This is a genomic window from Candidatus Nanoarchaeia archaeon, from assembly GCA_035290625.1.
Lineage (GTDB): Archaea > Nanobdellota > Nanobdellia > Woesearchaeales > DATDTY01 > DATDTY01.
The window spans coordinates 43353-51139 of sequence record DATDTY010000067.1; the positions used below are offsets into that span (position 1 = coordinate 43353).

Consider the following 7787-nt stretch of genomic DNA (forward strand, 5'->3'; position numbering starts at 1 on the left):
AGACTTTACGGGATCATACCGGGATACCGCAGGAGGAATGATGTTAAACTTTCTACAGATGCTGCACCACCGGCAGGCTCTTCACAGGCGCTCCGGAAGCATAAGAAACATATCTCTCGGCAAGCGACTTCGTGGGAGGGTTCATCCTGTCAAGGATCTTGAAATGCCGTATCCCTAAATCAAGATACTGCTGGATCTGCTCAGGCTCTATCCTGACATTGTCAATCGATTCCATGGTGTGGGAATCGCATAAGCCCAGGCCTTGCAAATGGCTCAGGCAAAGCTCCCCAGGATCCTCTCCCTCAATCGCTCTCCTATTCATCCCGCTTATAAGGTCATAATGCTTCGGTATCTTTCCGCAGCCCTTGAAGCAGAAGGAGTTTGCAATCAGCTCTATCTTCCCCACAGGCAGCCTTCTTATAAATTCTCTTTTATCATTCAGCTGTTCTGGAAGAACGACAACATCAAACTCACTGCAGAGCCCGAGGATTGATTTTTCAGTCAGCGGATTGTAGATTCTGGAAGCTCTTCTTGTGAATTTTGGAAAATTCTGCTTGATGAATCCATGCAAGCTATCATTCGCCAGGATGACTCCGTTTTTCCTGGAATGGCAGCTTTCCAGGAGATTGAGAAATGCCTTGTTCTCAAAATCCTTATTTTCCACTAGTGTTGTGTTGAGAACGAAGTTAAAGCCGAGACCCGAATCATTGCATCGGTGGACAAACCCAATAAGGTCTTGCGTTGAAATCTGGGGAACATTGAAGAATTCCCTTCCTCCATCGAACGGAATATCAGTCGAAATTCCGAAGAGAGAATCTATCCTCCCTCCGTACTTTTCGTTAATCTCCCTGGAATCTTCTATCTGCTCGTTCAGGAAGGATGCAGCAAGCGTGAACATGGCAAAGCCCAAGCAATGGCGATATATAAAGATTGGGTTTGTGGCTTGCATAAATCAATTCATGGATGAGACTTCCTTTCCCTTGTTCTTATGCACCCCTCCCTCATCAAACACGACGTTTCCATTGCATATCGTCATGACAGGCCAGCCCTTCAGTGTCATTCCATGATACGGGCTCCATTTGCATTTGGTGTATTGCTTGCTGTTCTCTATTGTTCTCTCTCTATCGATGTCAACGATCACCAAATCAGCGTCATAGCCTTCTTTGATAAATCCTTTGTTTCTTAATCCAAAGATTGCAGCAGGATTGTTGCAGCAGAGCTCTATTATCTTTTTCAATGGTATTTTTTTCTTGTGATATGCGTTTAATAATAATGCCAGATAATTCTCAATGCCGGGAACTCCTGAAGGCGCTTCATGATACGGCTTTTCCTTCTCTGATCGTAGATGAGGAGCATGGTCTGTGCCAATTACGTCTATGGTTCCCTCCTTTATTCCTTCCCAGAGGCCGTCAACGTCTGCCTGGCCCCTCAGGCTAGGGTTCATCTTTGCGTAGTTCTTTTTTAGTTCCAAATCCTTGGCTGTGAGAAACAAGTGGTGGGGAGCTGTTTCTATGAAATATCTTTTATTTTTTAATGGGTTGGGAGTATTTGAGGCTTCATTGGCGATGTTTGTTGTTTCTTTTCTTGAATTGTTTTCATTGATTGCTTTTTTGTTATTTATTTTTTCTTTTTTACTCATACTATCTGATTCTTTGATTTTGGTGGGGTCATTGGCTTTTTTTAAGAGCTTGAGGGCATTGGCTGTCGAGACATGGCAGAAGTAGTGCTTGGACGGCGTGCCTTTGATTATGTTCAATATTTTTTTTATGGCAACGATCTCTGCCTCTGCTGACCGTATATGGGAGTGGACGGAGTGGTCAGTCCTGCGCTTTAATGCCTCAGTGTTCTTGTCAATGGTTTCCTGATCTTCTGCATGCCAGAGGATGAGCGGAACTGCGTTTGCAAGCTGCCTGAGGTATTTTGGGTCAGAGACCCCCATGTTTCCTGTTGAATGGCCGAAGTACACCTTGACTGCAAGCCCGGATGCTTTGGCCTGGTCTAGATTCCCTAAAGCAGCTCCGAAATGGAACCCGTAGCTGATGATGGACTTCCTCGCAGCCCTTCTCTTCAGCTCTAAGGCTTTGAGGCTTGTTGTTGGGGGAGAGCTGTTGGGCATGTCAAAGACTGTGGTAACCCCTCCTGCTGCTGCAGCGCAGCTTCCAGTGTAGAAATCCTCTTTTGCCTTCTGGCCTAAATCCCTAAAATGGGCATGAGGGTCTATCAGCCCGGGAAAAACATAGCTCCCTTTCGCATCAATCTCTTTGGCTGCATGCAGGCGCTTTCCAATGCGAGCTATCTTTCCTGCCTTAATCAGGATGTCTCTTTCAGAGAACTCTTCTCCGACGAGTATACAGGCGCTTCGGATGAGCATGGAAATCTATAATACCTGCTACTTTATAAAACGTTCCTCCTCCCTCCTTTGCCACAACGCGCATGAGATTTATGATGCTCTAGAGAAGAAGCCGGCTGAATTTGGTCATATGATCGTGCACGGAATAATAACGGATATTGTAAGGAAAAGAATCTTCATGCAGCCAGTTGAGCCAAAGAAAGGCAATGCAGCAAGGCCTCGAAAGGTTGATGAGCGTTTTCTGGAGTATTTTTCAAGGAAAGAATAGAAAAGTTTATATATATGGTATTAAACCATAATAGTATTACCTAAGATGGATAATGAAAAACTGAATATACTTAAACTGCTGATTGAAAACCAGGAAGATCCCTTCAGCATAAGAAGAATCTCACAACTAAGGAAGATTAACTATAAATCAGCGTATTACGCATTAAAAAAGCTGCAACAGGAAGGCATCGTTAGCCTTAAGCATTCTGGAAACACCACCCTTTGCTCTTTTAACATGGCTTTCAATGATTCTGTCTTTACCGTCGAATCTGAGAGAAGGAGGGGGCTTTTGGAAGACAAGAATCTTTTAGTGATGTACAACGACTTGCGCAGAGTAAACGTGCCATTTATATTGCTTTTGTTTGGAAGCTATGCTAAAGGCAGGCAGACAAAGCATTCTGACATAGACCTGCTTGTAATCACAGAAGATTTTAAGCCAATAGGGCAGGCATTATCGCGTTTCCCTTTAAAGATTCACACAACTGACATAAGATACAAGGATTTTATGGAGATGCTAAAGAGCAGGGAGTTTACGGTTGTAAGCGAGGCAATAAAAAGGAATATAATCCTGATTGGTATAGAAGAATATTATAGGGTGATGGAAAACGCTAACAGATAAACGGATAAAGGAAGCAAAAGATAATGTCAAAATGTATCTTTCAGACGGTCTTTTGACAAAAGCCGATTTTGACAGGCAGGTGTTTACTATACTGGAAAAGAATGCAAACGAAAGCCTGAGCGTGGCTGAAATTCTGTATAACGGAAAACACTCATGGCTTTGGGTAATCGTGATCTCTTATTATTCAATGTATTATATTGCCAATGCAGTTTTATTTAAGATGGGATATAAAGTTGGGGAAAAGATTTCGCATAAGGTTACAGCTGACAGCCTTATTGCTCTTGTAAGGGATAAACTTAAGGGGTCATTAATAGAAGAATATGAAGAGATGCAAAAGGAGGCTCTTGCCGGGATAAAAGCCGATGAGCTTATGCAGGCTTTTGATTATGAGAGGGAAAAGAGAGGAATCTTCCAGTATACGACAAATGAGAGCGCAAAAGAAGCAAAAGCAAAGACTTCACTTGAGCGCGCAAAAGAATTTGTCATTGAAATGAAAAAATTAGCTGCTTAGAGCTGAATTACAATCATTTTTGATCTGTAAGCCGGTTTCTCACACTTGGTAGCAAAACAAGAGCGACGAAGTCTCACACCCCCCACACCGGATTCTCCTTTCGCATGATTGTTGCGATCTCCTTCAGGACATCGATCTGGTCCTTGGAGAGATATTTCTTGAGCTGCTTCAGCTTCCTGAACTCATCCTCTGTAATGGAAGAGTAGAGCACCTCTCCCTCCTGGATCTGCCTCCCGACAACAACCCCTGAAAGCGAGACAGCAACCTGCTTTCCGCGATCCGCAGTTGGTATATTCTCCTGATCCGCCTGGATCCCTTTGGCCCGTGTGAACTCTTTTCCATCAGCCTTCATCAAAGGAGTGTCAGTTGCAAGCGTTCCTGCAAGGATATCCACCCCTACAACAGCAGGATTGCTCTGCCTGAAGACATAGCCTTTCATAAGCTGGATCTTGCACGGCTTCGTTATCCCTTCAAGCTCCCGCTGCTCTCCCTCCTTATGCATGCTCGCTTTCCATTTCTCATAATCCTCAAGGAGCCTGTAGATCACATCATGGGTGATGATCTTGACTTTGTCAGACGCAGCAGCCGGAACATTGAAGCCAAGGATAACTGCAGTCAGGGGATCAAGATTCGACTCAGCATCTGCAATATCTGATTTTGAAATCATGCCTACAGAAGCCTTCCGGACAGGAACAGACTTCTCCTTCAATAGCTTGGCAAGAGCCTCTAAGCTTCCCAGCGAGTCTGCCTTGAGGATGATGCCTTGCTGGTCTGTCTGGATCAGCACCTCCTCGACTTCCCTCTGGACTTCCTCTTTGACCTTTTCTACCTCTCCCTCGCCGCAGCCCCGAAGCGGCGCGCCTGCAAGGCTCTTCTCTATGCCAACCGCCAGGATCTTCACTCCTGTTGCAGCCCTCACCTCCTGGACAGGCTTGAACTTGCTCTTCTTATCCCTCATCTCACTTAACGGAGCAGGCTCAAATAATCCTTTGACCTTTGTTGCAAAGGCTCCTTCAGCGCTTCCAACCACAATGATGTCATTCTTCTTTAACGTTCCATCATAGATGATTGCGTCAACAGTTGCTCCAAGCCCTTTCTCCTCCTTAACCTCAAGAATTGTTCCCTGGCACTTGCCTTCAGATACCGTAAGCTGGCTCTCGAGAAATCTTCCTCCAAGCCCCATCAAGACCATGAGCAGCTCCGGAATCCCTGCCCCTGTGCTGGCAGAGGTGGGGATGATGGCTATTTGTTTTGTGTAATCAAGGACGCGGTCAAAGCGCTCAGACTCAAATCCGTATTCAGAGAGTTTTCCAACAATAGTATACAGCTTTTCATCCAGCCTCTTCTGGACTGATTCGTGCTGCTTTGCAATCCGTTGCAGGGCCGATCCTGATGCCTTCTGCCATCCGGAAATCTGGTCAATCTTGTTTGCTGCAACAACAAATGGCGTTTTGTAGGATTTCAGGATGTCGATGCATTCGATGGTCTGCGGCATCACTCCCTCATTGATATCAATGACAAGGACGGCAATATCCGCCAGATTCCCTCCTCTCTTCCTTATCGTTGTAAATGCAGCATGCCCCGGAGTGTCAATAAACAGGATTCCAGGCACAAGGATCTCCTTTTTTATGGTATCAAGCAATGGCCCGCATATCTTCTGTATCATCCTCAAAGGAACGATAGAGGCTCCGATTGCCTGCGTGATGGCTCCAGCCTCCCTCTTCACCACAGAGCTCCCTCTGATATAATCCAGGATGCTTGACTTGCCGTGGTCAACATGGCCTACAACGGTTACGATGATCTGGCGTTTCATACCTGTACTGAGTTCAAAGTGGAGTTATAAAGGTTGCGGCGAGCCTGTGAAGATGATTTATGAAAATAGAACACTCACTTCTTGAAATACTTTATAACGGAAAGTGCCTCTGAACAACTGTGCGTTCCCCCCTTTACCCAACACCCTGTCTCCGGGCGATCCAACAAAAGCTCCTCCGCGCTTTCGGCTATCGGCCTTCAGCTTAATATTTCCTCAATTCTGGTAATAAACTCTTCCGCATCCTCCAGGCTGCTGGCCGCATTTTCCCCTGAAATCGCAGGAGTTGCATCATATTGCGCAGTTTCTCTTCGTGTTTTGGTTTGGATAAGTTTATTGATCAACTCCTCACTCAACACATATGCTTTCGTCAATTGCTGGATATGCTTAGCTTCCAGATTCTTCTGTTGATGAACGTAGTGGCGTTCCAAGACCGCGATAGTAGCAGCATGGCTTTTGGACTTAAATCCAAGTCGCGCCAACGCCGCCAGCGCAGATACATACATTGAATAATATGAGACAATAATCACCCAATCGTACGTTTCAAAATCAGAGGCAAGGGTAAGAACTTTCTTTAACTCCTCCTGTCCGGAAATCTTAAACATTAAATTCGCAACCGTATAATTTTTTCTTGCTTTTCCCAGGAAGGGTTTTTCAAGTTTTGTGTATTCCTGATCTTTGAGCAGCTGTTCCTTGCGTAGGTAAGCATCAATTTTCTTCTTCAAAATGTCTATTCTTGCCATGCAACTAACCTCCAAAACTGTTCTGAGCCGTACAGCGGGATTCCGTAGTCTCTGGCTTCTTTTCCAACATTCATCTCCTTAGATTTGAGCATTTTTTTAAATTCTTCTAGGTCAGCTATGAGGGGGCCTATCTTTAGATTATAAGAATACTGATAACTTGCGCATTCTCGCTCTATTGCCTCTCGCGCCGTCTTATTTTTGATATCGCTTACCATAAACAAGAGGTCGGCATCTGAGATTTTTGTAGCCGTACCTTTTGCATAGCTTCCAAACAGGACAATAGAATGGATCTCAGCAGTAAATGCTGCAGTTATTCTGGAAATCAGGCCTTCGAGAACAGCTTTTAATTTAGGATTGGCTTTATACAATGCCTCTTTTTTTGTTAAATCCACTTCTTGGAGAAAATAACGGCATCGAGGGCTGTCAAGATTGAGGAAAGACTGTTTTGCCCTGCCAACCGTTTTTACAATAATGGCTTTTTCTTTCTCTAACTCAGTGATATGGTTATACGCCGGGCGATATCCTATCTTTAGCTTCTTAGAGAGTTCTAGGATAGTAAGCCCTCTGCCAAGTTCTTTTCTCAGCCTTCCGATTATTTTCAAAGCAGTTTCTCTTCTCATATTATTCACTTAATGAATAACATTATTCACTTTAGTATATAAAGATTGCTATTCTGGGGGCTCAGTAGAAGCTGAGCTTTCCACTGGTGTTTCACCGGTGGCGTAACCTTTTTCTGCAGCCCCCGTCTCATTTCAGTAAGGCTGCAAAGAAGAGGACCAAAACCAACGTACGCCTTTTGGACACTATCCGTATAGAGTTAAAGGTTTGAGTCAACCTGACGAGTAGGTATGATCCGTCTTCCTGCACTAGGTTCTAGATACTTTGAACTCTAAAAAACTTTCAGGTGATACTATGAAAACAAATCCAACCAGATACAGCTCTGCTGTAGGAGAGATATGGGTTATGGCAACATTCAAGGTCAAATACTGCCATAAGGTATTTGACATACGGGCAGTGAGAGAACTCTGCCTTGTTCTCTTTTATGGGGCATTTGCCTTCTATGGTATACGCTGGAGAAAGATAGCCTTTGATTCAGATAAGGGGGATTTTTGCCGGAGAAAACAAGCACGTTACAATAATCAATTCAGATGGAGTCACAGAAGGATACATAGCCAAAGGAGCTGATATTATTGTGGATGCAGCTCAAACCGGAAATTCTCTTGAGGAGTATGGTTTGAGGGAGCTTGAGCAAATTATGGAATCAAGCGCAGGGCTGTATGCAGGGAAAACGTGTACAGGATGGAAAGAGCAAAAGGCGCATCAGATCTTTGAAATGCTGAAGGGCACCGTAAATGCTAAAACATATTCTGACCTGGAATTCAATGTTCCAGATTCCAATCTTGGCCAACTGGTGGAATCGCTCTCCAGAGAAGGAATGTTTGCAGACGAGCCTACCATCTCAAGAGGGAAGGATTTCTCTGCCGTAA

The 7787-nt window shown here is 44.5% G+C and carries 9 protein-coding genes; 4 read left to right on the top strand and 5 right to left on the bottom strand.

Features of this window, described 5'->3' with window-relative positions:
* Positions 1 to 52: 52 nt before the first annotated feature.
* Both VJB08_06125 and VJB08_06130 read right to left on the bottom strand, forming a co-directional pair.
* Positions 53 to 898 (bottom strand): hypothetical protein, encoded by an 846-nt coding sequence (locus tag VJB08_06125; GenBank protein ID HLD43529.1) that lies wholly within the window; start codon positions 896 to 898, stop codon positions 53 to 55.
* Between the two features lie 54 nt (positions 899 to 952).
* Entirely contained in the window at positions 953 to 2371 is a 1419-nt protein-coding gene (locus tag VJB08_06130) for a dihydroorotase family protein (protein ID HLD43530.1), read from the bottom strand.
* Between VJB08_06130 and VJB08_06135 the strand changes: the two genes are divergently transcribed.
* From VJB08_06135 to VJB08_06145, 3 genes are read left to right on the top strand one after another with little or no spacing between them, the layout of a single operon-like run.
* Entirely contained in the window at positions 2364 to 2618 is a 255-nt protein-coding gene (locus VJB08_06135) for a hypothetical protein (protein HLD43531.1), read from the top strand. The two genes, VJB08_06130 and VJB08_06135, sit on opposite strands and share 8 nt — an antisense overlap.
* Before the next feature lie 45 nt (positions 2619 to 2663).
* Positions 2664 to 3236 (top strand): nucleotidyltransferase domain-containing protein, encoded by a 573-nt coding sequence (locus tag VJB08_06140; GenBank protein ID HLD43532.1) that lies wholly within the window; start codon positions 2664 to 2666, stop codon positions 3234 to 3236.
* A 31-nt stretch (positions 3237 to 3267) separates the two neighbouring features.
* Positions 3268 to 3747 carry a HEPN domain-containing protein gene (locus tag VJB08_06145; GenBank protein ID HLD43533.1) on the top strand — a complete coding sequence of 160 codons (480 nt, stop codon included), beginning with the start codon at positions 3268 to 3270 and terminating at the stop codon, positions 3745 to 3747.
* Positions 3748 to 3820: 73 nt separating this feature from the next.
* Here the strand turns inward: VJB08_06145 and infB are convergent, their stop codons facing one another.
* The 3 genes from infB to VJB08_06160 all read right to left on the bottom strand — a co-directional run bounded on the left by infB (position 3821) and on the right by VJB08_06160 (position 6920).
* A complete protein-coding gene (gene infB, locus VJB08_06150; GenBank protein ID HLD43534.1) occupies positions 3821 to 5560 on the bottom strand; it encodes a translation initiation factor IF-2 in 1740 nt (579 codons plus the stop codon).
* Positions 5561 to 5757: 197 nt separating this feature from the next.
* Positions 5758 to 6300, bottom strand: a complete 543-nt coding sequence (locus VJB08_06155; GenBank protein HLD43535.1) for a HEPN domain-containing protein — start codon at positions 6298 to 6300, stop codon at positions 5758 to 5760.
* The gene (locus tag VJB08_06160; protein HLD43536.1) at positions 6288 to 6920 is read right to left on the bottom strand and encodes a nucleotidyltransferase domain-containing protein; all 633 of its coding nucleotides are present in this window, start codon (positions 6918 to 6920) and stop codon (positions 6288 to 6290) included. The genes VJB08_06155 and VJB08_06160 overlap by 13 nt, the downstream gene beginning before the upstream one ends.
* Positions 6921 to 7387: 467 nt before the next feature.
* On the opposite strand from VJB08_06160, the gene VJB08_06165 reads away from it, so the two are divergent.
* The coding region (locus VJB08_06165) for an ATP phosphoribosyltransferase (protein HLD43537.1) at positions 7388 to 7787 on the top strand (400 nt) is incomplete at its 3' end.